Origin of the sequence: Aeromicrobium wangtongii, assembly GCF_024584515.1 — a bacterium.
GTDB classification, from domain to species: Bacteria; Actinomycetota; Actinomycetes; order Propionibacteriales; family Nocardioidaceae; genus Aeromicrobium; species Aeromicrobium wangtongii.
In genome coordinates, this window is sequence record NZ_CP102173.1 from 3,168,305 (window position 1) to 3,193,726 (window position 25,422).

General features: G+C 65.6%; 18 protein-coding genes, 1 tRNA gene and 3 rRNA genes. 7 read left to right on the forward strand and 15 right to left on the reverse strand.

Annotation, left to right across the window (positions count from 1 at the left end; genetic code table 11):
- Positions 1–2 precede the first annotated feature (2 nt).
- Genes NQV15_RS15610 through NQV15_RS15625 form a run of 4 tightly spaced genes read right to left on the reverse strand, consistent with a single transcriptional unit; the run spans position 3 to position 4,358 of the window.
- On the reverse strand, positions 3–839 hold the full coding sequence (locus NQV15_RS15610) for an ABC transporter ATP-binding protein (protein ID WP_232400421.1): 837 nt from the start codon (positions 837–839) through the stop codon (positions 3–5).
- Positions 836–1,684: an ABC transporter permease gene (locus NQV15_RS15615; RefSeq protein WP_232400419.1), complete on the reverse strand. Its 849-nt coding sequence runs from the start codon at positions 1,682–1,684 to the stop codon at positions 836–838. The genes NQV15_RS15610 and NQV15_RS15615 overlap by 4 nt, the downstream gene beginning before the upstream one ends.
- A complete protein-coding gene (locus tag NQV15_RS15620) occupies positions 1,677–2,741 on the reverse strand; it encodes an ABC transporter permease (RefSeq protein WP_232400417.1) in 1,065 nt (354 codons plus the stop codon). The genes NQV15_RS15615 and NQV15_RS15620 overlap by 8 nt, the downstream gene beginning before the upstream one ends.
- 3 nt (positions 2,742–2,744) lie before the next feature.
- Positions 2,745–4,358 (reverse strand): ABC transporter substrate-binding protein, encoded by a 1,614-nt coding sequence (locus NQV15_RS15625; RefSeq protein WP_232400408.1) that lies wholly within the window; start codon positions 4,356–4,358, stop codon positions 2,745–2,747.
- Positions 4,359–4,600: 242 nt separating this feature from the next.
- On the opposite strand from NQV15_RS15625, the gene NQV15_RS15630 reads away from it, so the two are divergent.
- The 3 genes from NQV15_RS15630 to NQV15_RS15640 are packed head-to-tail and all read left to right on the forward strand — an operon-like array spanning position 4,601 to position 7,864.
- Entirely contained in the window at positions 4,601–5,767 is a 1,167-nt protein-coding gene (locus NQV15_RS15630) for an acyl-CoA dehydrogenase family protein (RefSeq protein ID WP_232400398.1), read from the forward strand.
- A 1-nt stretch (position 5,768) separates the two neighbouring features.
- On the forward strand, positions 5,769–6,689 hold the full coding sequence (locus tag NQV15_RS15635; protein ID WP_232400396.1) for a hypothetical protein: 921 nt from the start codon (positions 5,769–5,771) through the stop codon (positions 6,687–6,689).
- Complete coding sequence (locus NQV15_RS15640) at positions 6,686–7,864, forward strand: MFS transporter (RefSeq protein WP_232400395.1); 1,179 nt, start codon at positions 6,686–6,688, stop codon at positions 7,862–7,864. The genes NQV15_RS15635 and NQV15_RS15640 overlap by 4 nt, the downstream gene beginning before the upstream one ends.
- A 2-nt stretch (positions 7,865–7,866) precedes the next feature.
- Here the strand turns inward: NQV15_RS15640 and NQV15_RS15645 are convergent, their stop codons facing one another.
- The 7 genes from NQV15_RS15645 to NQV15_RS15675 all read right to left on the reverse strand — a co-directional run bounded on the left by NQV15_RS15645 (position 7,867) and on the right by NQV15_RS15675 (position 16,659).
- Positions 7,867–8,544 (reverse strand): enoyl-CoA hydratase/isomerase family protein, encoded by a 678-nt coding sequence (locus NQV15_RS15645; protein WP_232400393.1) that lies wholly within the window; start codon positions 8,542–8,544, stop codon positions 7,867–7,869.
- On the reverse strand, positions 8,544–9,695 hold the full coding sequence (locus tag NQV15_RS15650; RefSeq protein ID WP_232400390.1) for an acyl-CoA dehydrogenase family protein: 1,152 nt from the start codon (positions 9,693–9,695) through the stop codon (positions 8,544–8,546). Before NQV15_RS15650 ends, NQV15_RS15645 begins: the two co-directional genes overlap by 1 nt.
- 197 nt (positions 9,696–9,892) lie before the next feature.
- Positions 9,893–10,009 (reverse strand): 5S ribosomal RNA (gene rrf / locus NQV15_RS15655).
- Between the two features lie 129 nt (positions 10,010–10,138).
- Positions 10,139–13,241 (reverse strand): 23S ribosomal RNA (locus tag NQV15_RS15660).
- Between the two features lie 371 nt (positions 13,242–13,612).
- A 16S ribosomal RNA gene (locus tag NQV15_RS15665) occupies positions 13,613–15,130 on the reverse strand.
- The 16S, 23S and 5S rRNA genes sit together here, the layout of an rRNA operon.
- Before the next feature lie 529 nt (positions 15,131–15,659).
- The gene (trhA, locus tag NQV15_RS15670; protein ID WP_232403783.1) at positions 15,660–16,454 is read right to left on the reverse strand and encodes a PAQR family membrane homeostasis protein TrhA; all 795 of its coding nucleotides are present in this window, start codon (positions 16,452–16,454) and stop codon (positions 15,660–15,662) included.
- A gap of 123 nt (positions 16,455–16,577) precedes the next feature.
- Positions 16,578–16,659: transfer RNA gene (locus tag NQV15_RS15675), tRNA-Tyr, on the reverse strand.
- 89 nt (positions 16,660–16,748) lie between these two features.
- On the opposite strand from NQV15_RS15675, the gene NQV15_RS15680 reads away from it, so the two are divergent.
- Positions 16,749–17,240, forward strand: a complete 492-nt coding sequence (locus NQV15_RS15680; protein WP_232403785.1) for a YajQ family cyclic di-GMP-binding protein — start codon at positions 16,749–16,751, stop codon at positions 17,238–17,240.
- Between the two features lie 37 nt (positions 17,241–17,277).
- Here the strand turns inward: NQV15_RS15680 and NQV15_RS15685 are convergent, their stop codons facing one another.
- The 3 genes from NQV15_RS15685 to NQV15_RS15695 form a co-directional block, all read right to left on the reverse strand.
- A complete protein-coding gene (locus NQV15_RS15685; RefSeq protein ID WP_232403787.1) occupies positions 17,278–18,114 on the reverse strand; it encodes an SDR family oxidoreductase in 837 nt (278 codons plus the stop codon).
- A 45-nt stretch (positions 18,115–18,159) separates the two neighbouring features.
- Positions 18,160–19,449 (reverse strand): HNH endonuclease signature motif containing protein, encoded by a 1,290-nt coding sequence (locus NQV15_RS15690; RefSeq protein ID WP_232403789.1) that lies wholly within the window; start codon positions 19,447–19,449, stop codon positions 18,160–18,162.
- A 111-nt stretch (positions 19,450–19,560) separates the two neighbouring features.
- The gene (locus NQV15_RS15695; protein ID WP_232403791.1) at positions 19,561–20,148 is read right to left on the reverse strand and encodes a class I SAM-dependent methyltransferase; all 588 of its coding nucleotides are present in this window, start codon (positions 20,146–20,148) and stop codon (positions 19,561–19,563) included.
- Positions 20,149–20,181: 33 nt separating this feature from the next.
- On the opposite strand from NQV15_RS15695, the gene rarD reads away from it, so the two are divergent.
- Positions 20,182–21,081, forward strand: coding sequence for an EamA family transporter RarD (gene rarD / locus NQV15_RS15700; RefSeq protein WP_232403793.1), 900 nt, complete (start codon positions 20,182–20,184; stop codon positions 21,079–21,081).
- Here the strand turns inward: rarD and NQV15_RS15705 are convergent.
- Entirely contained in the window at positions 21,078–22,079 is a 1,002-nt protein-coding gene (locus NQV15_RS15705; protein WP_232403795.1) for a right-handed parallel beta-helix repeat-containing protein, read from the reverse strand. The genes rarD and NQV15_RS15705 overlap by 4 nt on opposite strands.
- A 122-nt stretch (positions 22,080–22,201) precedes the next feature.
- Between NQV15_RS15705 and NQV15_RS15710 the strand changes: the two genes are divergently transcribed.
- Both NQV15_RS15710 and NQV15_RS15715 read left to right on the forward strand, forming a co-directional pair.
- The gene (locus NQV15_RS15710; RefSeq protein WP_232403797.1) at positions 22,202–23,431 is read left to right on the forward strand and encodes a glycosyltransferase; all 1,230 of its coding nucleotides are present in this window, start codon (positions 22,202–22,204) and stop codon (positions 23,429–23,431) included.
- Complete coding sequence (locus tag NQV15_RS15715; RefSeq protein ID WP_232403799.1) at positions 23,428–25,422, forward strand: right-handed parallel beta-helix repeat-containing protein; 1,995 nt, start codon at positions 23,428–23,430, stop codon at positions 25,420–25,422. The genes NQV15_RS15710 and NQV15_RS15715 overlap by 4 nt, the downstream gene beginning before the upstream one ends.

Below are 25,422 nucleotides of genomic sequence, written 5' to 3' on the forward strand. Positions count from 1 at the left end.
CTTCAACGAGCGACACTGAGCTTCTCCCCTGCCTTGGGCACCGAGCCGATGAGCTTCTTGGTGTATTCGTGCTGCGGGTCGACCATGACCTGCATGACGTCGCCGGACTCGACGACCTCGCCGGCGTACATCACCACGGCGCGGTGGCAGTACTGGGCGATGACGCCCAGATCGTGGGTCACCAGCACCATCGAGCGGTTCTCGCTCTTCACCAGGCTGGTGATCAGGTCGAGGATCTGCGCCTGCACCGTCGCGTCGAGACCGGTCGTCGGCTCGTCGGCGAACAGCAGGCCGGGGTTCAACGTGGTCGCCAGGGCGATCACGACGCGCTGGGCCATGCCGCCGGACAGCTGGTGGGCATATCCGTCGAGCACCCGCTCCGGGGCCACGATGCCGACGCCGTGCAGCATGCGCAGCGCGATTTCGCGCGACTCGGCCTTCTTGACACCGGTCCTGTGCGCCTTCTGCAGCTCGTAGAACTGACGCTCGATCGAGTAGATCGGGTTGAGCGAGCCGAACGGGTTCTGCGCGACGAAGCCGATGTGGTTGCCACGGATCTCGCGCATCGCCTTGTTGTCCGCCGCGGCCAGGTCGGCCTGACCGACCAGGTCGATCGCATCGGCGGTGACGTGGCTGTTGGGACCCAGCAGCTTCAGGATGCCCTTGATCGTCGTGGACTTGCCGCAGCCGGACTCGCCCATGATGCCGACGATCTCGCCGCGGCGGACCTGCAGGTCGATGCCGCGGACCGGGTGGACCGGCCCGTCGGGCGTGTCGATCGTGACCGCGAGATTGCGGACGTCCAGGACCAAGCCGTCGGACGTGGGCTCTGCGCTCATCGGTGGCTCCTGGCGGTCGTGTCGCCGATCGCGTCGGCGAGCTGGTTGAAGGCCAGGACGCACAGCAGCACGATCAGGCCGGGGAAGGTCGCGATCCACCACTCGCCGGAGGACATGTTGCCCGACCCGTCGCGGATCATGGCGCCCCAGGACGGGGTCGGTGCGCTGACACCGACGCCGAGGAAGGACAGCGAGGCGATGACGACGATCGCGTTGGCGATCGTCAGCGAGGTCTGCACCAGCACGACGCCCCACACATTGGGCAGCAGGTGTCGGAACGTGATGCGGCGCTGCGGTGCACCCATCGCGATGGCCGCCTCGATGAAGCGGGACTCGCGCAGGGCCAGCACCTCGCTGCGCAGCAGGCGCATGTACCGCGGGATGTTGATCAGCGCGATGGCCACCACGACCATGTACAGCTTGTTGCCCGACAGCGTCACCAGGGCGAGGGCCAGGATCAGCAGCGGGAACGCCTGGAAGGCGTCCAGCCCGCGGACCAGCCGCTCGCTGCCCTTGCCCTTGGTGCTGGCCGCGAGCCCCAGGATGACGCCGAGGACCAGCGACAGCACCGTGCCGCCGAGGGCCAGGGACAGATCGATGCGGGCCGCGTCGATGACCCGGCTGAACACGTCCGCCCCTGCGCCGTCGGTGCCGAACCAGTGGTCACCGTCGGGCGCCTTCAAGGTGGCGGCCCCGTCGGTCGCGCGCGGGTCGTGCGGCAGCGGCGAGAACAGGCTGGCCAGCAGCAGCAGGACGATGAACGTGACGCCGAGCGTGGCCGCCTTGTGCTGCTTGACCAGGCGCACGAACACCTGCGACCGGGGGGTGGCGAAAACCTCAGGCATGCTTGATCCTCGGATCCAGAAGGCCGACGACGATGTCGAGCACGGTGTACACGATGAGCGTGATCGCTCCGGCCACGAGGACCATTCCCTGGACCACGGGCAGATCGAGCTTGGTGATGCCCTGCAACGACCAGGTGCCGATGCCGTTCCAGGCGAACACCCGCTCCACGATGGCCTCGCCGCCCAGCAGCGAGGCGAAGATGACGCCTGCATAGGTGACGATCGTGGTGCGCGACTCGACGAATGCGTAGCGGACGACGGTCCGCTCGGGCAGACCCATCGCGCGGGCGAACTGTGCCTGCTGCGAGTTGAGCGCCTTGCCGATCGTCGAACGTGCCGTCTTGGCGAAGTAGGCCGCGTAGACCAGTCCCAGCGTCAGGACCGGCAGCATCAGGTGCTTGGCTGCCGAGACGAACAGGCCCATGTCACCGGAGATGAGCGAGTCGATCAGGTAGAAACCGGTGACCTGCTCCGGAGCCGACTCCGCGATCCCGACCCGCCCCGACGGCGCCGGAGCGATGCCGAGGACGAAGAAGATGAAGTAGATCAGGATCAGGCCCAGGAAGAAGTCGGGAACCGCCTGGAACACGCCCGTCCCCAGCCGGCTGAGCTTGTCGGGCCACCGTCCGCGGAAGTACGCGCCGAGCGCGCCGACCGCGATGCCGACGATGGCCGCGAAGATGACCGACAAGATGATCAGCTCGAGCGTCGCGGGGAGCTTGTCACCGATCTCGGAGGCGATGGACTGCTTGGTGAAGTAGGACTCCCCCAGGTCGCCCTTGAGCAGTCCACCCACGTAGTCCACGTACCGGGTGCCGATGGACTCGTCGAGTCCCAGATCGGTGCGGATCGCCTCGACCTGCTCGTTGGTGGCCATCGGGCCGGCAATCAGTTCTGCCGGATCTCCGGGGGTGACGCTGACCAGGAGGAAGGACAGCGTCACCAGCCCGAAGAGCGCGGCGATCAGGAAGCCCAGACGACCTGCGACCAAACGGAGGGGTCCGGAGGCCTTGACCGGCGACTTCACCTTGACGCCAGGCGTCGTGCTGAGCGTCATGCGTTACTCCCTGGTGAGGCTTGAGTAGGAGTAGCCACCCGACGGGACCGAGATGCGTCCGCCGAGATCGGATGCCTCACCCGTGATGTCGGGCATCTCGACCAACGAGAAGATCGGCTGGTTGTCGCGCAGCATCTGCAGCGCGTCCTCGATGATCGCGTCGCGCTCCTCGCCCTTGTCGAGCTTGAGCGTGCCGGCCACGAGCGCATCGAACTCGGGGTTGGCGAAGCCGACCTTGTTCAGGGCCGACTTGGAGGCGTTGTACAGGAACATCGAGAAGCCCGGGTCCGGCTGCGAGGGACGGTCCGAGTACAGGTAGGCCTGCATCGACTGCGCCGTCACGGCCTGCTCGAAGTCCGCCGGCGACGGGATGTTCTTGATCGAGACGGTGACACCGATCTTCTTCAGATCGCTCTGGATCAGACGCGCGATGTTCTCGGCGTACGGTCCGGGACGCTCCGAGCTGATGGAGATCTCGAAGTCCAGGCCGTCGGCGTAGCCGGCATCGGCCAGCAGCTTCTTGGCCTCGTCGGGGTTGTACTCGATCATCGGCTCCTGGTCGGCGAGCATGTTGCTCGGGACCGGGGTCCAGGCAGCCTTGGCGTAGCCCTGGTAGATCGACGAGGCGATCGACTCGCGGTCGATGGCCATGTTGATGGCCTTGCGGACCTCGGGCTTCTTGAGGTCGGGGTCCTTCATGCTCAGGTTGAAGTTGTGCCGGTTGGTGTCGGGCTGCACGTTGACCTTGGTGGCGTCATTGCTCTCGATCTTCTTGAGCTGATCGATCGGGGGCTCCGAGATCAGGTCGACCTCGCCGGCCATGAGCAGCTGGGCGCGGGCGGCACCGTCGGGGACGTTCTTGATCAAGATGTCCTTGAAGTACGGCTTCTTGTCCCAGTAGTTCGGGTTCTGCTTGAGCTTGATCTCCTCGCCGGGCTTGAGCGACTCCAGCATGTACGGGCCGAAGCCGGCGGAGTTCGTGGCCAGCCACTTGCCGGCGTACGGGTCGTCGGCCGTGGCGTGCTTCTTGACCTCGGTCGAGTCCAGGATGCCCATCAGCGGGTACGCCAGGATCGACAGGCTGATCGACGACGGCGCCGAGAGGTTGTAGCGGATCGTGTAGTCGTCGATCTTCTCGACGGCGTTCTTGGCATCGACGTTGGCCGGGCCCATCAGCGAGTTGGCCTGGATGCTCGTGGGGTTGGAGGCGAAGCGCTCGAAGGTCCACACGACGTCGTCGGCGGTCAGCTCGTTGCCGTACTGGCTCTTGACACCCTTGCGCAGCTTGAAGGTGAACTGGGTGCGGTCCTCGTTGGGCTCGAAGGACTCGGCCAGGGCCGGAACCAGCTCGTCGGTCGCGATGACCTTGTTGTCCGAGGCCTTGCTGTAGTCGTACTCGAGCAGGCCGGACAGGGTCGCGTCGGTCGCGTAGACCACGGTGTTGCCCGTGTAGACCATCGGGTCGAGCTGGGCGGGGACGTTGGCCCAGGCCATCTTGAGCGACGTGTCGCCACCCTTCGACTCACCGTCAGAAGAGCCGCCACCACACGCGGCCAGGGCAAGCATCGCCGCCGACACCGCCAGCACGCCGAGCGGGCGTGTGAATTTTGAACGCATCTGGAACTCCAAACTGAGATGGGGCGAACTGAATAAGTCCGACATTAACCTATAGTGACCGGTGTCACCTTGGGAATACAGTTTGATTACAGAAATATTTCGTGTCAGCCGAATTCCGTATTTGACCGTCCATACGGCCCCGGGACAAGGGTGTACAGCCGCCATTCCTCGTGACATTCTGAGCCGCGACCCCCGCGCGCATTCATCAGACATATTGGGTCCTTCCCGACTAGGAGCTCCCCTTGCTGGACACGTCACCCTTTGAGGAACCCGCCGAGCGCCACGATCTGCGGTCCATGGTGCAGGCCCTGCTCGGCCGCCACCTGCCTCAGGACCGCGCGCTGCAGATCGATCGGGAGGGGATCTTCGACCGCGACGTGTGGCAGGCCCTCGGCGAGGCAGGTGTCCTGGGCCTCGGCGCCGACGAGGAGGCCGGCGGCTCGGGCGGCACCGTGGGCGACGCCCTGGCGGTGACCGAGGAGATCGCCCGTGTCCTGCCGAGCCTGGCGGTCGACTACGTGACCTGCGGCATGGCGATGCGCATGCTGGCCGACGCCAACGCCGGTGCGGCGGCCGCCCAGCTGCCGGACATCGCATCGGGACGCACGGTGTGCGCCTTCGGCATGAGCGAGCCGGGGGTCGGCACCGATCTGCTGAGCCTGCGCACGACAGCCCGCGAGCAGGACGGCCAGTGGGTCCTGAACGGCCAGAAGACCTGGATCTCCCTCGGCCAGGAGGCGGACGTGATCTTCGTGGTCGCCCGCACCGACGCGGTGCAGGACGGCCGGAAGGGACGCGGGTTGAGCATCATCGCGGTGCCCACCGACCAGCCCGGGGTCACCACGCGCCGGGTCCACCTGGGCGGCATGCGCGCCGCCATCACGTGCGAGGTGTTCCTCGACGATGCCGTCGCGCCGCTGGACCACCTGGTCGGGACGCGTGGCCGCGCGATGAGCATCCTGGGCCAGACGCTGGACGTCGAGCGGGTGCTCGCGGCGGGCATCAGCCTGGGCATCGGCCGCGCCGCGCTCGACCTGCACGTGCAGTACGCCGGGGAGCGGGAGGCCTTCGGTGCTCCGATCGGTGCGTTGCAGGCCGTCCAGCACCCGGCTGCCGACTCGATCGCCGAGCTCACCGCGGCACGCGCCCTGGTCAACACGACGGTCCGCATGATCGAGGCCGGACGATCCGCCTCGGAGATGTCCGCGATGTGCAAGCTCACCGCCGGTGAGAGCACGGCACGCATCGTCGACCGCGGCATGCGAGCCATGGGCGCGATGGGACTGGCCGAGGAGTCGGCCATGCAGATGTACTTCCGCGATGCCCGCCTGCAGCTGTTCAGCCCCGTCTCCAACGAGATGATCCGCAACATCCTGGGCGAGGCGCTCGGCCTGCCGAGGAGCTACTGACATGTTCGACGGAATCGACACGATCGTCCTGCCGGTCGCCGACATCGCCCCGCTGCGCGAGCTGTACGTCGACCTGCTCGGTTTCACCCCCGGGCCCGTCGAGCCGGTGACCGACCCGGCGTGGCAGTCGCTGTGGGCCCTGCCCGTGGCGCCGACCCGCACCGTCCTGCTGGCCAAGCCGCGCAGCCATGGTGGCTGGATCCGCCTCGTCGAGGCTCCGGGACTTCCCGCGCCGGAACCGGCCGGCCGGCCTGATCGTCCCGGCGCGTACGCCCTGGACTTCTACCAGCGGGACGCCGCCACGACCGAGGCGCTCGTCGAGGCCGCGGGATGGACGTTCCGCTCCCCCGCCACGCACTACGCGCTGCCCGGCACGACGTTGCCGGTGCGCGAGCGCATGCTCGAGCAGCCGTTCTCCGGCCTGGTGCACGCCAGCGTGCAGTACCGCGAGAAGGGCACGCGATGCGTCATCGACCACGACGGGGCCGAGCAGACCAGTGAGGTCAACGCCGTCGTCTTCATGACCGACCGCTACGCCGGGGCCAAGTCCTTCGCCGAGCACGTCCTGGGGGGCCGTCCCTACTTCGAGGGCCGGTTCGACGATCCCGCGGTCGCCGAGATGCTGGCCCTGGAGCCCGGTGAGGGATTCGCCGCGGCGCTGTTCCGCGGACCCGCATCGCGCAACGCCCGCCTCGAGTTCGGCGAGGTCATGCCGGGCGGCACGCGAAGCCCCGATCCGGTCCCGCGCGTCGTCGCCAGCTGCGCGATGGACGACCTGGACGCACTCGCCGAGGCCTTGGCCGGCGGGGAGCACGGCGTCAGCACGGGTGTCGTCGAGGCAAGCGATGCCACGGGGACGACACGACGGCTGGGCCTCCGGTCGGTCTACGGCGCGACCTTCGACTTCTTCGAACGCCGGTGACCACCACCGCGGGCCGGCGATCCGGGGGGCTGCTGGTCGGGGCCTGCGCGCTGATCTTCCTGGCGATGGTGGCCAGCTTCGCGCCGACGCCGCTGTACCCGGTGTACCAGGAGGCGTGGAACATCTCGGACGTCCAGGTGAGCCTGGCGTTCGCGGCCTATCCGGTCGGCGTCATCGTGATCGTGTCGTTCCTCGGTGGTCTCTCGGACCGGATCGGCCGGCGCAACACCCTGCTGATCGGCCTGGTCATGCTGGCGATCGCGCTGCTGACACTCGCGCTGGCACCCAGCTATCCGGTGCTGGTGATCGGGCGGCTGATCCACGGCTTCGCGAGCGGCCTGGTGACGGGGGCCGCAGCAGCAGCGCTGATGGAGTCCCATCCCCGCGGGCTCGCGGCCGGCGCATTCGTCAACACCCTGTGCCTCGCCGCCGGCATGGCCATCGGTCCCCTGCTGTCCGGCGCGCTGGCGGGGCTGACCGACCACCCCCGACTGTTCCCGTTCCTGGTCATCGGAGCCTGCCTGGCCGTCCCGGCCGCACTGCTCAACCGGGTCCCGCGATCACCGCGATCGTCAACGCGGGTACGTCTGGTGCAGCCGATCGGCGTGCCGCGGCGGCTGTGGTTCCCGTTCAGCGTCTCCGCGGCCGGCATCATCACCGCCAACTTCGGCATGGGCGTGTTCGGGACGTTCGGCGCCGAGATCGCCGGGACGATCGGCTGGACCTCGCAGACCCGGACCGGCTGGCTGGTGTCGAGCATGCTCATCCTGCTGGCCCTGGCGCAGATCGGCGGACGCCGCCTCGCACACACGACGTCCATGGCGATCGGCACGGTGTGCGCGACCCTCGGGTGGCTGACCGTGGCGCTGGGAGGCCAGGGCGGCAGCGCGCCGGCGGTCGTCATCGGCTCGCTGCTGATCGGTTCGGCAGCGGGCCTGTGCCTGCTCGGCTCCGCGGGATTCATCGGCTCGATCGCACCGCCGGACCGCCGGGCCGAGATCTACTCGGCCTTCTTGCTGTTCGCCTTCGGGACGCTCGGCCTCACGGCCCTCGGGATCGGCCCGGTCATCGAGCACCGGACGATCGAGTCGGTGCTGTGGGGCGCGACCGGGCTCGCCGCTGCGCTCGCCTGCTGGGTCGTGCCGTCGGTGCTGCGGCTGCGACGGAGCGCCTGAGCTCAGCGGGCGAGGAACTGCTCGATCTCGGCCTCGTAGGCAGCCGCGGCGGACTCACGCTCGTCGTTGCCCCACGTCCGTCGGGCCAGCGCGACCAGGGGCTGCTCGAGTCCGGCGATGGCCTGCGCCGCCTCCTGGGCCGTGCGCGCGAGCTCGTGCCGCGCCACCAGCCGGGCTCCCCCGAGTGTCGCGACCTGGGCGGCACCGATGCGCTCCCCCGTCAACAGCATCCGCCTGGTCAGTGGGCCGCCGAGGGTCCGCTGCGCCACGGCACCGCCGATCGTCACGCCGACCTGCAGCTCGGGAAGGCCGAACCATGCGTCCTCGGACGCGATCAGGACGTCGGCGGCGCAGGCCAGCAGCGCTCCTGCGCCGATCGCTCCGCCGTGCACCGCCGCCACGAAGGGGGCACGGCAGCGCAGGGCGGCGATGACCGCGGCCGCACCGCGACGCAGGTCCGCAGCAGCCTGCTCGGCGGTCTTGTCGGACTGGTGCTCGGCCAGGTCCTGGCCCGTGCAGAAGTGGCGGGCGGCAGACCGCAGCACCAGCACGTCCTCGGGCTCAGCATCGTCGAATGCCCGGGCCAGCGCATCATAGGTCTCGCCGTCCAGCGCATTGACCGGAGGCCGGTCGAGCACCATGTCGACAAGGCGACCCTGCCTGCTGACGCGCAGGCTCATCAGTACGATCTCGGCAGGGCGAGCGCCTTGTGCGCGATGTGGTTCAACAGCATCTCCGAGCTGACCGGTGCGATGCGGAACAGTCGCACCAGTCCGGACAGGGTCGCCAGGCCGTACTCGGTGGCCATGCCGTTGCCGCCGTGGGTCTGGATCGCGGCGTCGAGGGCGAAGCTCGCGGCCTCGGAGGCCGACAGCTTGGCCATCGCGGCGGAGACGCCGGCGTGCACTCCGGCATCGTGGTCGCGGGCCGCCTTCTCGGTCAGCAGCCGAGCGCCGGCCAGCATCGTCTCGGCGTGCGCCAGCGGGTGGGAGATGGCCTGGTGAGCGCCGATCGGCGCATTCCACACTGTTCGCGTGCGGGCGTACTCGGCCGCCTTGTCGATGGCGTAGCGCGAGATGCCGTTGAGCAGGGCGGCGCTGCTGATCCGCTCGGGGTTGAGCCCGGTGAACAGGATCGCCAACCCGTCCTGGGCCCCGACGATCGCATCGGCGGGGATGCGGACGTCATCGAAGAACAGGGAGTACTGCAGCTCGGGCGAGATCACGTCCACCGAGATCTCCGTCTTCGTCAGTCCCGGCGCATCGGTCGGCACCAGGAAGACCTTCAACCCTGCCGGGAGATCGTCCGGCCCGCTCTCCGCCTGCGCGACGACCATCAACGCGTCGCAGTTGTCGACGTGCGAGACGTAGTACTTCTGCCCGCTGAGCACCCAGTCGCCACCTTCGAAGCGCGCCCGCGTCGTGATGTTGTGGGTGTTCGAGCCCGCATCGGGCTCGGTGATCGCGAAGCCCAGCACCTTCGAGCCGTCCGCAAGACCCGGCAGCCAGGTCGCCTTCTGCTCATCCGATCCGTGGTGGACCAGCATCGAGGCACAGACGGCCGGGGACAGCGAGATCAGCATCAGCGGGGAACCGGCGATCGCCGTCTCCTCCGACACGATCGCCAGCTCCTCGATGCCGGCGCCGCCACCCCCGAACTCCTCGGGGATCAGGACGCCGAGCGCTCCGGCCGCTCCGAGCGCCTCCCACAGCTCACGGGCATTGCCCTTGTCGGCGCTCGTGCGCAAGAAGTATTCGTGACCGAAAGGCGCGCACATCCGGCGCAGGGAGTCGCGGAAGGAATCGAGCTCTGCGCTCTTCGTGTCAGTCATGTCGAAAAGTCTGACGTATCGGCGGTTATCGGTCAAGGCTCGATGGCAAACGCCCGCTCAGCTTTGCCGCGCAACGCACGAATGGCCGGCACCGGGACGCATTGCGTCCTGGTGCCGACCATCGATGTGCTGTGACACATGCAGCGAGGCCGCGCAAGTTCAAGTGAATGAACCTGGGCGGCCTCGCGCTAATGATTGTCCGGCGACGTCCTACTCTCCCACACCGTCTCCAGTGCAGTACCATCGGCGCTGAGAGGCTTGACTTCCGGGTTCGGAATGTAGCCGGGTATTTCCCTCTCGCTATGGTCGCCGTAACTCTATTGAGATATCAAAACCATTCAACAACTCTCCCCGAACCAAACCCAAAGGGTTGTGGTGGGGGTGTTGGTGGTTCCCGATCATATCTCGGGAACCTCACAGTGGACGCGGTGTACATCTTTGTAAGAAACAAGCCCTCGGCCTATTAGTACCGGTCGGCTCCACACATTGCTGTGCTTCCACCTCCGGCCTATCAACCCAGTGGTCTGCTGGGGGCCTTACCTGGTAAACCAGTGGGAAACCTCATCTTGAAACACGCTTCCCGCTTAGATGCTTTCAGCGGTTATCGCTTCCGAACGTAGCTAACCAGCGGTGCTCTTGGCAGAACAACTGGCACACCAGAGGTTCGTCCATCCCGGTCCTCTCGTACTAGGGACAGATTTTCTCAAGTTTCCTACGCGCGCGGCGGATAGGGACCGAACTGTCTCACGACGTTCTAAACCCAGCTCGCGTGCCGCTTTAATGGGCGAACAGCCCAACCCTTGGGACCTGCTACGGCCCCAGGATGCGACGAGCCGACATCGAGGTGCCAAACCATCCCGTCGATATGGACTCTTGGGGAAGATCAGCCTGTTATCCCCGGGGTACCTTTTATCCGTTGAGCGACGCCGCTTCCACTTGCCAGCGCCGGATCACTAGTTCCGACTTTCGTCCCTGCTCGAGCTGTCACTCTCACAGTCAAGCTCCCTTGTGCACTTACACTCGAAACCTGATTGCCAACCAGGCTGAGGGAACCTTTGAGCGCCTCCGTTACATTTTAGGAGGCAACCGCCCCAGTTAAACTACCCATCAGGCACTGTCCCTGATCCAGATAATGGACCTAGGTTAGATATCTAGTACAGCCAGAGTGGTATTTCAACGATGACTCCACACACACTGGCGTGCATGCTTCACAGTCTCCCACCTATCCTACACAAACTGAACCAAACACCAATACCAAACTATAGTAAAGGTCCCGGGGTCTTTCCGTCCTGCCGCGCGTAACGAGCATCTTTACTCGTAGTGCAATTTCGCCGAGTCCATGGTTGAGACAGCGCCCAAGTCGTTACTCCATTCGTGCAGGTCGGAACTTACCCGACAAGGAATTTCGCTACCTTAGGATGGTTATAGTTACCACCGCCGTTTACTGGGGCTTAAGTTCTGTGCTTCGCTTGCGCTGACACGTCCCCTTAACCTTCCAGCACCGGGCAGGAGTCAGTCCGTATACGGCGTCTTTCGACTTAGCACGGACCTGTGTTTTTAGTAAACAGTCGCTTGGGCCTGGTCTCTGCGGCCGTCAACGCTTCTCGCAGCAAGTGCGATAACGAATCGGGCCCCCCTTCTCCCGAAGTTACGGGGGCATTTTGCCGAGTTCCTTAACCATGGTTCACTCGATCACCTTAGTATTCTCTACCTGACCACCTGAGTCGGTTTGGGGTACGGGCGGCTCTAGATCTCGCTAGATGCTTTTCTCGGCAGCATAGGATCACTCACTTCGACAAAATTGTCTCCCCATCAGATCTCAGGCACGTGAATGACGGATTTGCCTATCATTCGCCCTACATCCTTAGCCCGGGACAACCATCGCCCGGGATGAGCTACCTTCCTGCGTCACACCATTGCTTGCCTACTACCAGATCGGGTCGTGCGCAGCGCCGGCATCGCTCCGAAGAGTCCCGCCAGTTTTGGGCACTTAGCATTTCTGGGTTCAGCATGGGCGATCTAATGCCGGTACGGGAATATCAGCCCGTTGTCCATCGACTACGCCTGTCGGCCTCGCCTTAGGTCCCGACTTACCCAGGGAAGATTAGCTTGACCCTGGAACCCTTGGTCATTCGGTGGAGGAGTTTCTCACTCCTCATTCGCTACTCATGCCTGCATTCTCACTCGTGTAGCCTCCACGGCTGGATCACTCCGCCGCTTCGCTGGCCACACGACGCTCCCCTACCGATCCACACACCTGGACCACGAAGGCCTGGTTATTGTGTAAATCCCATAGCTTCGGTGGATAACTTGAGCCCCGCTAAATTGTCGGCGCGGAATTACTTGACCAGTGAGCTATTACGCACTCTTTCAAGGGTGGCTGCTTCTAAGCCAACCTCCTGGTTGTCTCTGCGACTCCACATCCTTTTCCACTTAGTTATCGCTTTGGGACCTTAGCTGATGGTCTGGGCTGTTTCCCTCTCGACAATGGAGCTTATCCCCCACTGTCTCACTGCTGCGCTCTCACTTATCGGCATTCGGAGTTTGGCTGGGTTCAGTAAGCTTGTAGGCCCCCTAGCCCATCCAGTGCTCTACCTCCGACAAGAAACACGCAACGCTGCACCTAAATGCATTTCGGGGAGAACCAGCTATCACGGAGTTTGATTGGCCTTTCACCCCTATCCACAGCTCATCCCCCCAGTTTTTAACCTAGGTGGGTTCGGTCCTCCACGCGGTCTTACCCGCGCTTCAACCTGGCCATGGATAGATCACTCCGCTTCGGGTCTAGATCCTGCAACTATGGTCGCCCTATTCGGACTCGCTTTCGCTACGGCTACGGCTCAACGCCTTAACCTCGCTACAGAACACTAACTCGCAGGCTCATTCTTCAAAAGGCACGCTGTCACCCGTCACAAGGACGAGCTCCAACGGATTGTATGCACATGGTTTCAGGTACTATTTCACTCCCCTCCCGGGGTACTTTTCACCTTTCCCTCACGGTACTAGTCCGCTATCGGTCATCGAGGAGTATTTAGGCTTAACGGGTGGTCCCGCCAGATTCACACCGAATTTCAGGGGTTCGGTGTTACTCGGGGTGACGCAAAAGAGCCATGAGCTTACGTGTACGGGGGTATCACCCTCTATGCCGCGACTTTCCAGTCGGCTTTCACTTCACTCATGGTTTATGACTCTTCGTCTGATCGGCAGAACAGACCATGCGGCCCCACAACACCCCAAACACAACGCCTGCCGGCTATCACATGCTTGAGGTTTAGCCTGATCCGGTTTCGCTCGCCACTACTACCGGAATCACTTTTGTTTTCTCTCTCCTGTGGGTACTGAGATGTTTCACTTCCCCACGTTCCCTCCAAACGCCCTATGTGTTCAGGCGCAGGTACTCAGACTTTACTCTGAGTGGGTTTCCCCATTCGGACATCCCCGGATCACAGGTCGGTTGTCACCTTCCCGGGGCTTTTCGCAGACTCCAACGTCCTTCATCGGCTCTCGATGCCAAGGCATCCACCATGTGCACTTAGTAGCTTGTTGTTACTACAAAGATGCTCGCGTCCACTGTGAAGTTCTCAAAATACGATCGGTCCCGCATACAAGTCCCACGCCTACCAGATGAGCATCCCCGCCGAAGCGAAGAAACCGAACCTGGTGGTTCGAGGGGGTATACGGTCCGAGAAACCAACCCTTGCGGGGCTGATCCCTCAGGACCCAACAGTGTGCCTGATTCAGATGACAACCAACAACGATGTTCCACTCTCCCGAAGAAGAAGTACTGACGCTGCCAACCACCACCTGAGCCAAATAACCGACAATCCACTAGTGAGCTGGCCTGCGGACACACATTCGGTGTCCAAACAGAACCAATGGACAACCACCACGATGGACGGTTGCCGAATGCTCCTTAGAAAGGAGGTGATCCAGCCGCACCTTCCGGTACGGCTACCTTGTTACGACTTCGTCCCAATCGCCAGCCCCACCTTCGACAGCTCCCTCCGTAAACGGTTGGGCCACTGGCTTCGGGTGTTGCCGACTTTCATGACGTGACGGGCGGTGTGTACAAGGCCCGGGAACGTATTCACCGCAGCGTTGCTGATCTGCGATTACTAGCGACTCCGACTTCATGGGGTCGAGTTGCAGACCCCAATCCGAACTGAGACCGGCTTTTTGGGATTCGCTCCACCTTGCGGTATCGCAGCCCATTGTACCGGCCATTGTAGCATGCTTGAAGCCCTGGACATAAGGGGCATGAAGACTTGACGTCATCCCCACCTTCCTCCGAGTTGACCCCGGCAGTCTCCTATGAGTCCCCACCATTACGTGCTGGCAACATAGAACGAGGGTTGCGCTCGTTGCGGGACTTAACCCAACATCTCACGACACGAGCTGACGACAGCCATGCACCACCTGTATACCGACCAAAAGGGGGCTACATCTCTGCAGCTTTCCGGTATATGTCAAACCCAGGTAAGGTTCTTCGCGTTGCATCGAATTAATCAGCATGCTCCGCCGCTTGTGCGGGCCCCCGTCAATTCCTTTGAGTTTTAGCCTTGCGGCCGTACTCCCCAGGCGGGGCGCTTAATGCGTTAGCTGCGGCACGGAGACCGTGGAAGGTCCCCACACCTAGCGCCCAACGTTTACGGCATGGACTACCAGGGTATCTAATCCTGTTCGCTCCCCATGCTTTCGCTCCTCAGCGTCAGGTAATGCCCAGAGAACCGCCTTCGCCACCGGTGTTCCTCCTGATATCTGCGCATTCCACCGCTACACCAGGAATTCCGTTCTCCCCTGCATACCTCTAGTCTGCCCGTATCGGAAGCACGCTCAGGGTTGAGCCCTGAGTTTTCACTCCCGACGTGACAAACCGCCTACGAGCCCTTTACGCCCAATAATTCCGGACAACGCTCGGACCCTACGTATTACCGCGGCTGCTGGCACGTAGTTGGCCGGTCCTTCTTCTGCAGGTACCGTCACTTTCGCTTCGTCCCTGCTGAAAGAGGTTTACAACCCGAAGGCCGTCATCCCTCACGCGGCGTTGCTGGATCAGGCTTTCGCCCATTGTCCAATATTCCCCACTGCTGCCTCCCGTAGGAGTCTGGGCCGTGTCTCAGTCCCAGTGTGGCCGGTCACCCTCTCAGGCCGGCTACCCGTCAATGCCTTGGTGAGCCATTACCTCACCAACAAGCTGATAGGCCGCGAGCTCATCCTTCTCCGCCGGAGCTTTCCACCCCCCAACATGCGAAGGGGGGTCATATTCGGCATTAGCCATCGTTTCCAATGGTTATTCCAAAGAGAAGGGCAGATTGCTCACGTGTTACTCACCCGTTCGCCGCTCGTGTACCCCCGAAGGGGCCTTACCGCTCGACTTGCATGTGTTAAGCACGCCGCCAGCGTTCGTCCTGAGCCAGGATCAAACTCTCCGTTGAAAGCCACATAAGTGCGACTCAAACTTCAGTTCAACCTGACAAACTATTTGCTGACAAATAAATTGTCGGAATTAATCCATCGATCATCACCACAAACCCGAAAGTCTGTAGATCCGGTCTCGACGGGGTACTACTAATTAATCTCGTCGATTTTTGGCACACTGTTGAGTTCTCAAGGATCAGACGCTCACCTCAGCAAGACTGGTGTGTCTCACCTCAGGGCAACTCGTCCAACTTACACGGCTCGTTTTCACCGGTCAAACCGGGTCGGTCACCATGCTCAGCTTCCGTTCTCAGCGATCCGTTTCCTGGAACCTGTAAAGATTCCGTGCCGTTGATCGTTTCGGTTCAGCTGGTCAGATTCGCTGCGGTGGCGGGCTTTTCGGCCTGCCGTTCGCTGCGCTTTCCAACAAGAAGAACACTACCGGACCCCTTTTCGAAACGCCAAATCGGGGTCCCATAACGCACGTCACACTGGCCCGGAAGCCTGCAATTGCAGGGTTCGGTCCGCCGATTTCGGTCGCTCAGCTCATCCGCGGCCCGTCACCAGCAGGCTCACGCCGACGCAATGAGCGGCGAATGCCGCGATCGTCAGCGCGTGGAACACCTCGTGGAAGCCGAAGAACGCCGGCGAGGGATTCGGTCGCTTCGCTCCGTAGACCAGCGCCCCGAGTGAGTACAGGATCCCGCCGGCCGCGAGCAGGAGCAGCGCCGTGTGGTGCCCACCCCCGATGAAGTCCGCCGAGAAGGGAACCGGCGCCCATCCCAGCGCGAGGTAGAGCGTGACCCCCATCCACCTGGGTGCATCGATCCACAGCACCTTGACCGCGACCCCGATCGCCGCGCCGCCCCACATGACAGCCATCAGCACCCGCGCGTGCTCGGCAGACAGGAGCAGGATCGCGAACGGGGTGCTCGAGCCGGCGATCAGCACGAAGATGTTGGCGTGGTCGATGCGCTTGAGCAGCTTCGTGCGCTGCGCGCTCCACGTCCCGGTGTGGTAGATCGCGCTGGTCGTGAAGAGCAACAGGGAGCTGACCATGAAGACGGCGACCCCCAGGCGCGCTGCGAAGCCTTCTGCCATGACCAGGACGACCAGCAGGGACACGAACGCCAGCGGCGCCGTCGCTGCGTGCAGCCAGCCGCGGAGCCGCGGCTTGATGTCGGCGATGGCGTCGGACGTGTGGTCATGCACGGCGCCGGCAGCGCGTCCGGCTCCCGCGATCGCGTCAGCAGCGATCTGCTGGGGTGAGGCGGCCCGACGCCCGGGCGCGCCTCCTGCGTAGGCGTAGGTGCTGCCCGGTCCGCTCCGCTGGTTACTCACAGGTAGCCGATACCCATCGAAGCGGGTCCCAATCGGCGATGAGGGTCAGTCGACCGGTTCAGGCCCAACGAGAACAGCCCCTGACCAGCACGCGCGCTGGTCAGGGGCTGAGTGTTTCTCCCGTGGCAGGTAGAGGGTTCGAACCTCTGTAGGCTGAGCCGTCTGATTTACAGTCAGATCCCTTTGGCCACTCGGGCAACCTGCCGGGGTGTTGCCGGGGCAACGAGAAGGAAGCCTATCGCAGGCGATTAGGCTGAGAGAAATCGATCCCCCCGCGACGCTTCAGGAGCACCCATGGCCGACTCTTCCTTCGACATCGTGAGCAAGATCGATCGCCAGGAGGCCGACAACGCGCTGAACCAGGCGATCAAGGAGATCCAGACCCGGTACGACTTCAAGAACACGGGTGCTGAGCTCAAGTGGAGCGGCGAGTGGGGCATCGAGATCACGGCCAACGCCGACGAGCGCGCACTGGCCGTGCTGGACGTCTTCAAGGACAAGCTGATCAAGCGCGGCATCTCCCTGAAGGCCCTCGAGGAGGGTGAGCCGCGGCAGTCCGGCAAAGAGGTCAAGATCAACTGCACCTTCGGCGAGGGCATCAGCCAGGAGCAGGCCAAGAAGGTCTCCAAGCTGATCCGCGACGAGGGCCCCAAGGGCGTCAAGGTGCAGATCCAGGGCGACGAGCTGCGGGTCACCAGCAAGAAGCGCGATGACCTCCAGGAAGTCATCGCGCTGCTCAAGGGGGCCGACCTGGACTTCCCGGTCCAGTTCACCAACTACCGCTGACGAACCAGCAGCGCGGCCGCACGAACTGTCGTCGCGGCTAGCTGCCCTGGGCGAGCTCGGAGACGTGGTTCCACTGCTCCCAGGTCTCGATCCGCTTGGCGTAGTCGGCCTTCGCTATCCCGAGCGGAGCGGTGCCGAAGAAGACCCGCAGCGGAGGCTCCGGCGCGTCCACGATCTGGAGGATCGCGGCGGCCGAGGCGTGGGGGTCACCCGGCTCCGCGTTGCGGCTGGCGCGCCCCTGCATGGTCTTCTCGCGGAATGCGTCGTACGCCGGGTTCTGCTCGGAGTGCGAGGCGGAGTCGCCGGCCCAGTCGGTCGAGAAGCCGCCCGGCTCGACGAGCGTCACGTGGATGCCGAAGTCGGCGACCTCCTGCGCCAGGGCCTGCGAGAAGCCCTCGAGCCCCCACTTCGACGCGTGGTAGATGCCGACCAGCGGGAACGCCGAGATGCCGCCGATCGAGGAGACCTGGATGATGTGGCCGCTGCCCTGCTCGCGCAGGAACGGCAGCGCAGCCTGGGTGACCCACAGGGCGCCGAACAGGTTGGTCTCGATCTGGGCGCGGGCCTCGTCCTCGGTCAGCTCCTCGATGAACCCGAAGTGACCGTAACCGGCGTTGTTGACCACGACGTCCAGACGTCCGAAGTGATCGTGCGCCTGCTTGACGGCCGCGAAGTCGGCGGCCCAGTCGTTGACGTCCAGGGCGATCGGGAGGATCGCGTCGCCGTACTTCTGGACGAGGTCGTCCAGGGAGTCGGTGTTGCGTGCGGTGGCGGCGACCCGGTCGCCCCGCTCGAGGGCCGCTTCGGCCCATTCACGTCCGAAACCGCGGGACGTCCCGGTGATGAACCACGTCTTGGGTGCGTTGTCGGTCATGCCCTCGACGCTACGACCGCCAGTCCGTTCCTGCACCTCATGCCGCTAGGCGGCGCGGGGTTCCTGCTTGGTGAACCTGGCGTGACGTCTAGGACGTCTCTCGGGGTCGATGCGTGGTGGCGGAATGATCTCGGGGATCCCGTCGGCTCCCATCCGGGCTTCCCACTCCCCCTCGTGGACCAGGAAGTGGTGGAAGTGGCACAGGAGCGCCGCGTTGTTCAGATCGGTCGGTCCGCCCTCGGACCAGAAGCTGAGGTGGTGCGCTTCGCACCACGCCGGCGGGCGGTCGCAATCGGGGAACACGCAGCCCTTGTCGCGGACGGCCAGGGCGAGGCGCTGGTGGCGGTCGTAAAGTCTTTTCGTCATGCCGTGGTCGATGACCCTGGTGCCGTTCTCCAGGTACAGCGCGACGAGGTGGGCGTTGCACGCCAGACGCTGGGCGTTGCGGGCTGACAAGTTCGTGCCCGAGGTGTTGGTGGCCGTTCCCTGACCGGTCCGCAGGTCGTCCACGTCCACGGTGACTGCCACGGTGGCGGCCAAACCGCCGGACTGCGGGAGTGCATCGGTCGGCAGGTGCGTGATGAGCTCGGTGAACGCGTGCCCGAGCTTGCGATCCCTCGGCAACGCCAACCAGTCATCGGCACCCATGCCGTGGTGTTCGGCATTCGCCGCTGTCCGGCGTGGGGCGATGATTCCTTCCAGTGCCGCGCGCAAGGTGTCGGCAGCTGCGTTGGGGGTGATGAACGAGCCTCGGGTGGTGCCGTCGCCTCGGTCCTTGATCGCCATCCGGGTGGCGTCCCAGGCCTTCTGCTCCTGCTTGCGCAGTTGCTCCCCGAGGTGCTCGTCCGCACCATCGGGGTCAATGACCTCCAGCACCCGGTTCGCCAACCGCTTCAGGTCGTCCAGGCCGTACTCCGCCGCGAGACGGATCAAATGAGCCTCGGCGTCAGCCCGCTCTTCGTCACCGCACCAGTCCGGCAAGGCGTCGATCGCCTTCATGATCACCGCCGCCTGATCCGTCGACAGGTCACCGCGAGCCCAAGCCGCCTGGCTGGCCTCGACCCCGCTCACCCGCGCGAGGCCGACGAGCTTGGCGGCTTCGCCCTTGCTGATCCCCGTCGCACCCGCCAACCACACTGTCGTGGAGGTCGCTCCGTCGTCCTTGGCCAGCCCCATGTCCTCCGCGCACCCAGCAAGACGGGAGAGCGCCGCATCCAGACACGTCCGGGCCCTGACCACAGCGATCGCGACCTCACGAACCTCGCCACCGGTCAACGTCCAGGGCTCGAGCGCGGCCAGATCATCACTCACCGATGACAGCTGATCCACGATCATGGACAGAACTCCGAAACGACTAGAACGTATGTTCGATTCTATCGCTCATCCGGCTCCGAGCGCAATGCTTGCCCACCAGAAATATCCTGCAATCTCAGTGTAAATGTGTCACTACGGGACGCGCAGGAACGTCACCGCGAAGTCGGCGTCCGCGGAGAACGGCACGAGGTCCCACGTGGCGAATCTCTGCTCCAGGACGAGCCCCGCCGCCTCGACATCGGCGTCGAAGTCCTCCAGCGCGAGCTCGCGGTCGGTCGCGAAGCCGACGACGATCCGTCCGCCGGGACGCACGTGGCGGCGCAGCGACTCCAGCACGAGCCGTTCCGTGCCGGGCGCGACGAACACCATGACGTTGCCGGCGACGACAGCGATGTCGAAGGGCTCCTCGTCCAGGTCGAGCTTGCTCAAGTCACCGACGACCCAGCGCGGACCGGGATGATCCTGCTCGGCCGCCTCGATCAGCACCGGGTCGGCGTCGACCCCGACGACGGTGTGGCCGCGCTCGTGGAGCACCGCTCCGACGCGTCCGGGTCCGCAGCCGGCGTCGAGGACCCGCGACCCGGGAGCCGTCACCGCGTCGATGAGCCGCGCCTCGCCGCCGAGGTCTGCACCGTCGGCAGCGAGCTGCCGGAACCGGTCGACGTACCACTGCGAGTGGCCGTCCTTGGTGCTGGTGAACCAGCGGGGAATGTCCGTCATGTGCCCATCGTCCACCAGGCGTACGCTCTGCTGGTGAACGACTCCAGAAGTGGCGTGGGCTTCGGGGTCGCCGCCTACCTGTGCTGGGGATTCTTCCCCTTGTACTGGCCGCTGCTCGACCCCGCCGGATCGCTCGAGGTGCTGGCCCACCGCTTCGTCTGGTCGATGGTCTTCGTCCTCGTGGCGATCACCGCGATGCGCAAGTGGCCGGCCATCCTCGCGATCGCCCGTGACCGCCGGCTGATGCTGATCCTGGGCATCGCCTCGGTGACGATCGCCTTCAACTGGGGCGGTTTCATCTACGGCGTGACCAACGGGCACGTCATCGAGACCTCGCTGGGCTACTTCATCAACCCGCTCGTGACGGTGCTGCTGGGTGTGTTCGTGCTGAAGGAGACCCTGCGTCCCGTGCAGTGGCTGGCCGTCGCGATCGGCGCCGCCGCCGTCGTGGTGCTGACGATCGACTACGGCCGCCTGCCGTGGGTCGCGCTGCTGGTCGCGTTCTCGTTCGCGATCTACGGATTCCTCAAGAAGAAGGCCGACCTCGGCGCCTTCGAGAGCCTCGGCATGGAGACCGCGATCCTGTTCCCGGTCGCCCTGACCTTCCTGATCGTGCTGCAGCTGCGCGGCAACCTGACCTTCGGGCACGAGGGACCGGCCAACATGATGCTGCTGATCGGCACCGGCATCGTCACGGCCATCCCGCTGCTGCTGTTCGGCGCCGCGGCCACGCGGCTCTCCCTGACGACCACGGGTCTGCTGCAGTACCTCGGACCGATCCTGCAGTTCGCGACGGGCCTGCTGATCTTCCGCGAGGACATGACCGGCGCCCGCTGGGCCGGCTTCGTCCTCGTCTGGCTGGCACTGGCCATCTTCACCGTGGACGCGATCAGCAGCCGCCGTCGGATCGTCGCCGAGCCCGCGCCGCTCTAGCCCGTGCAGCCCTGCGGCGCGACCCGGTCCGGCGCGGGACGTCCGGCGACGAGGGCGGCGTTGCTGCAGGCCACGACATTTCCGCCCGCCCGCGCCGCACCGAACACCTCGACCGCCCACCTGGTGGCCGGCACCTCGAAGCGGTTGTCACGGAACACATTGGCCCGACCCCAGCCGTCGAGGATCTCGAACACGGCAGCCCCGTTGCCGGGCGACGCGGCTCCGGTGTTCTTCTCGATCGTCCAGCCGTTGCCCTTGACGTCGATCAGCGAGTCGGCCCTCGTGCTGCCCGCACCGTCGAGGTGGTTGCCCCGCACGACGCCGTCCGACGCACCCTCCTTGATGTCGATCGTCTCTGCCGTCGTGTTCTCGATCCTGTTGCCTATCACCGCATTGGCATCGCTTCGATCCGGCTCGCAGTCGGTGAGCGAGCACCAGTTGCTCTCGGCAGAGCCGATGTAGATCCCTTCACCGATGTCGGGCCGGGTCGTCCCCGTGCCGGAGATCCGGGACCGCTCGACCAGGTTGCGGCTGCTCCCGCGGCGCAGGTGGATGCCCTCCTCGCCCGTGCGCTCGACCGTCACGTCGACGATCTGGTTGTCCGACGACTGATCCAGCACGATGCCCTTCGCCCCACCGCGCACCGTGAGTCCCTGCACACGCCAGTGGCTGACGCCGTCGAGGTGCAGCGTGTACCCCCGCTCGCCCCCGTCCAGCACGGCGGACGACTCGCCGCACAGGACGATCGGGGCCGACGCCTCCCCCGCACGGTCCGCGACGAACGACCCCCCATAGGCGCCCGGGGCCACCACGATCACGTCACCGGCCTTCGCGGCGGCCAGCTCGTCGGCGAGCTCGGCGGACGTCTTGACGACCCGGCCGTCGGGGCAGCCGCCGGCCGGAGCAGGGGCGTCCTCATCGGAGCCCGAGCACCCCGCCGATGCCGACGCGATCAGCAGCACCGCGATCAGGCCGGAGATTGCAGCGTATTTCGGCACGCAGGCACCCTCCCACACACTAGGCTCACGGTCGGCACGCGGCTGGGGGGCCGACGCGGTGTGCCGGTGCTGGCGTTTGCGAGCCGATTCCCTCGTCCCCATCCCGGTCAGGACAACTCTGAATGCAGTGGGCAGCTCACGGCGGTTCATTGACCTGGCTCGTGCCGTTCGGAGTCTTCGGCGCGATCTCCTGGGGTATCTGGCTGGTGCGCCGAGTGCTGTCGGCGATCACCCGCCCGACCGTCAACGAGTTCGAGACGTCGGTGACGGTCGTCGTGCCGTCTTTCCACGAGGACCCGGACGTGCTGATGCGCTGCCTGGCCACCTGGCGTCACCAGGCGCCCGATCGCATCCTCGTGGTGCTGGACGTCGCCGACACCGAGGCGCAGCAACGGATCGAGGCGTTGGGCGATCCCGCGTTGGAGGCGGTGATGTTCGTGCATCGCGGCAAACGATCCGCGCTGGGCGCCGGCCTGCGCATGGTCGACACCGAGCTGGTCGTGCTGGTGGACTCCGACACGGCATGGGACGAAGGGTTGCTGGCGGCGGTGCAGATGCCGTTCGTCGACCCGGCGGTCGGTGCCGTGAGCACGCGGCAGAACGTGTACCGCCCGACCACCAGCATCTGGCGACGGGTGGCCGACTGGATCATCGATCTGCGCTACTGCGACTATGCGCCGGCGATGGGACGCTACGGGGGTGTCATCTGTGCCTCCGGGCGCACCGCTGCGTACCGGACCGATGTCATCGTCCCCCACCTGGATGCGCTCGAGAACGAGACGTTCCGGGGCCGCCGGTGCGTCGCCGGTGACGACGGGCGACTGACCTGGATCGTCCTGTCCCAGGGCTTCCGGGTCGGCCATCAGGACAGCGCACGAGCGTTGTCGATGTTTCCCGGGACGTTTCGCGCCTTCGTCAAGCAGCGGGTCCGGTGGAGCCGGAACTCCTACCGCTGCTACCTGACGGCCATCCGCAACGGCTGGATCTTCCGGGTCCCGCTGATCTCGCAGCTCACGGTCATGCAGATCCTGTTCACCCCCCTCACGATGGCGGTGGCCGTGGTCTACGTCGCCCTCACCGTGCGCAGCGACCATCCGCTGCCGGCCGTCGCGCTGGCCTGCGGGTGGGTCGTCGTCGGACGTGGCATCCGCAGCCTCTCGCACCTGCGGCGGCGACCCCAGGACATCTGGTTGCTTCCCGTGGTCACCGTGGTGGTCGCGTTCATCGCCCTGCCGATCAAGGTGTATGCGCTGGTCACCATGAACAAGCAGGGGTGGCTCACCCGTTCCGAGGACACCATCGGCGGCGAGGGTCAGGACGAGGCCAGCGTCGCGTTGGGGCGCCAGCCGTGAACACCCTCCCGGACCACCGGCTGACGCCGGACGAGCGTGGCGACCCAGCCAGTCCCCGGCGCACGCTGGTGGCCTTCGCGGCGATCGTCGTGGTCGTCGTCGGTGCCGCCGTCGCGATCACGGCCGCATCCAACGAGGCCAAGCCCTCCGAGCAGCGTCCGCCGGCGGCTGCCGCCTCCCCAGCACCGGTGACCAGGACCCCCGCACCCGGCGACATCGCCCAGGCCGATCTCGTCGACGAGGAGGACCGCCGCCTGCAGTCTGCTGTCTCCGGAGGAACCGGTCGGCGGGGCGGCGTCACGACGGTGGTGCTGGAGCCCCGGGAGGTCGGCGCGTACGGCGTGGACGACCTGATCGCGCTCGGGGCCGCCAGCCGCCAGGGACGCACGATCACCCTCCGGCGTCCCGTGGTCGTCCCGTCGGGCGTCTCACTGAGGATCCACGCACCGGGAGCCACCCTGCGTCTTGCCGGAAGCGCTGCGGGCCCGGCCAGCGTCGTCGCGTGGGGCGGGTCACTGACCGTGTCGGGCACTGCGGCCAAACCGGTGCAGGTCATCGGGTGGGATCGCGCGACCAGGGCGCCGGACGTGGACGAGACCGACGGGCGCGGCTACCTCCGGGTCCATTCCGGACGGCTCGCGGTCAAGCACGCCTCGCTGGAGCATCTCGGCTTCTGGAGCGGTCGCACCGGCGGGCTGGCGGCGACCGGGACGAGCTTCGCCCCGTCGAAGGCGCAGATCCTCGATGTCAGCATCACGGCGCCCCACATCGGGGTCTACCTCGCGGACACCCGCAAGGTTGCGATCAGCCGGACTCGCGTACAGGACGCCGACCGGGACGGCATCCAGCTCGACCGGTCGACGGGGACGCGCATCAGCGATGTCACCGTCGCCGGGTCCGGGCTGAGCGGCATCCGGGCCCGCTACCGCAGCGACCGGTTGTCGCTCTCCGGCGGCTCGGTCACCGGCAGCGCGGCCTACGGGATAGTCGCGGACGGGCGGCCGCGCGCGACGGGGCCGAATCCGGCCGGCCGCAGCGTGGTCAACGCGACCGGGCTGACCCTCACGGGAACGACGGTCACCGACAACCGCAAGGGCGGGGTCCGGATCTTTGGGACGAACGACGCCTCGGTGGACGGTTTGAAGGCCGATGAGGATCGTGCGGCCCTGCAGGTCATCGGGCGATCCAGCGGGACCTCGGTGCATGACAGCGTGATCACGTCCCGGCGCGGCGCCGCGATCGCCGTGGCGGGCGGGGCGCTGAGGGTCACCGTGGTCGGCAGCACCGTGGCCGGCACGACCTCGGGCATCACGATCGCCGATGCGGACGTCGACGTCTCCGGCACCGCGCTCACGATCGCCAAGGGACACGCTGTGCAGGTCACCGACCGACGTGGCACGGGCTCGGCGAAGGGCAACACCGTCTCCGGCGCCGGGCCGCACGCCTTCGAGCTGGCCGATGGCGCCGACGGCTTCACTGTCAGCGACAACGACGCGCAACGGTGGCGGACGACCCACCCCCGGATCGAGTGGATCGAGCACAACCCGTTCGCCCTGCTGTGGGCGCTGATCCTGGTCGTCCCCGCACTGGGCCTGCGCTTCGTCGTACGGCGACACCGCAGGCACCGGGATCTGCGCCGCCTCGCAGAGGAGACCGTCATCGCGATGGCCCGCGCCCGCCGGCAGGGGCCTGCCGAGATCCCGGATCCCCTGGCGCAGCCGCCACGAGCAGAGCGACCAGCTCCGGCGTCGTTGATGGGCGCGCCGGCGGCGATCGTCCCCGCGCCGCCCGCGCCGCAGGCACCCCGGCTGGTCGAGGCCAACCGGATCATCACGCGCGGCACCATGGGGCAGTTCCGCTCCGCCCACGATCTGGCGGTCCACGCCGTCCTCGAGGGTGGCAAGTCACCCCATGACGTGGCGCGGACCCTTCGGGTGCCGGTCGCGGTCGTGACCAGCTGGGTCGACGCGAGCAGGTCCGGACCGACCTGA

Coding starts and splice junctions, on each gene's coding strand:
- NQV15_RS15635 (WP_232400396.1), top strand. CDS start 5,769: ATGTTCGACGGAATCGACACGATCGTCCTGCCGGTCGCCGACATCGCC.
- NQV15_RS15620 (WP_232400417.1), bottom strand. CDS start 2,741: ATGACGCTCAGCACGACGCCTGGCGTCAAGGTGAAGTCGCCGGTCAAG.
- NQV15_RS15690 (WP_232403789.1), bottom strand. CDS start 19,449: ATGATCGTGGATCAGCTGTCATCGGTGAGTGATGATCTGGCCGCGCTC.
- NQV15_RS15610 (WP_232400421.1), bottom strand. CDS start 839: ATGAGCGCAGAGCCCACGTCCGACGGCTTGGTCCTGGACGTCCGCAAT.
- NQV15_RS15615 (WP_232400419.1), bottom strand. CDS start 1,684: ATGCCTGAGGTTTTCGCCACCCCCCGGTCGCAGGTGTTCGTGCGCCTG.
- NQV15_RS15625 (WP_232400408.1), bottom strand. CDS start 4,358: ATGCGTTCAAAATTCACACGCCCGCTCGGCGTGCTGGCGGTGTCGGCG.
- NQV15_RS15680 (WP_232403785.1), top strand. CDS start 16,749: ATGGCCGACTCTTCCTTCGACATCGTGAGCAAGATCGATCGCCAGGAG.
- NQV15_RS15695 (WP_232403791.1), bottom strand. CDS start 20,148: ATGACGGACATTCCCCGCTGGTTCACCAGCACCAAGGACGGCCACTCG.
- NQV15_RS15710 (WP_232403797.1), top strand. CDS start 22,202: ATGCAGTGGGCAGCTCACGGCGGTTCATTGACCTGGCTCGTGCCGTTC.
- NQV15_RS15650 (WP_232400390.1), bottom strand. CDS start 9,695: ATGACTGACACGAAGAGCGCAGAGCTCGATTCCTTCCGCGACTCCCTG.
- NQV15_RS15645 (WP_232400393.1), bottom strand. CDS start 8,544: ATGAGCCTGCGCGTCAGCAGGCAGGGTCGCCTTGTCGACATGGTGCTC.
- NQV15_RS15685 (WP_232403787.1), bottom strand. CDS start 18,114: ATGACCGACAACGCACCCAAGACGTGGTTCATCACCGGGACGTCCCGC.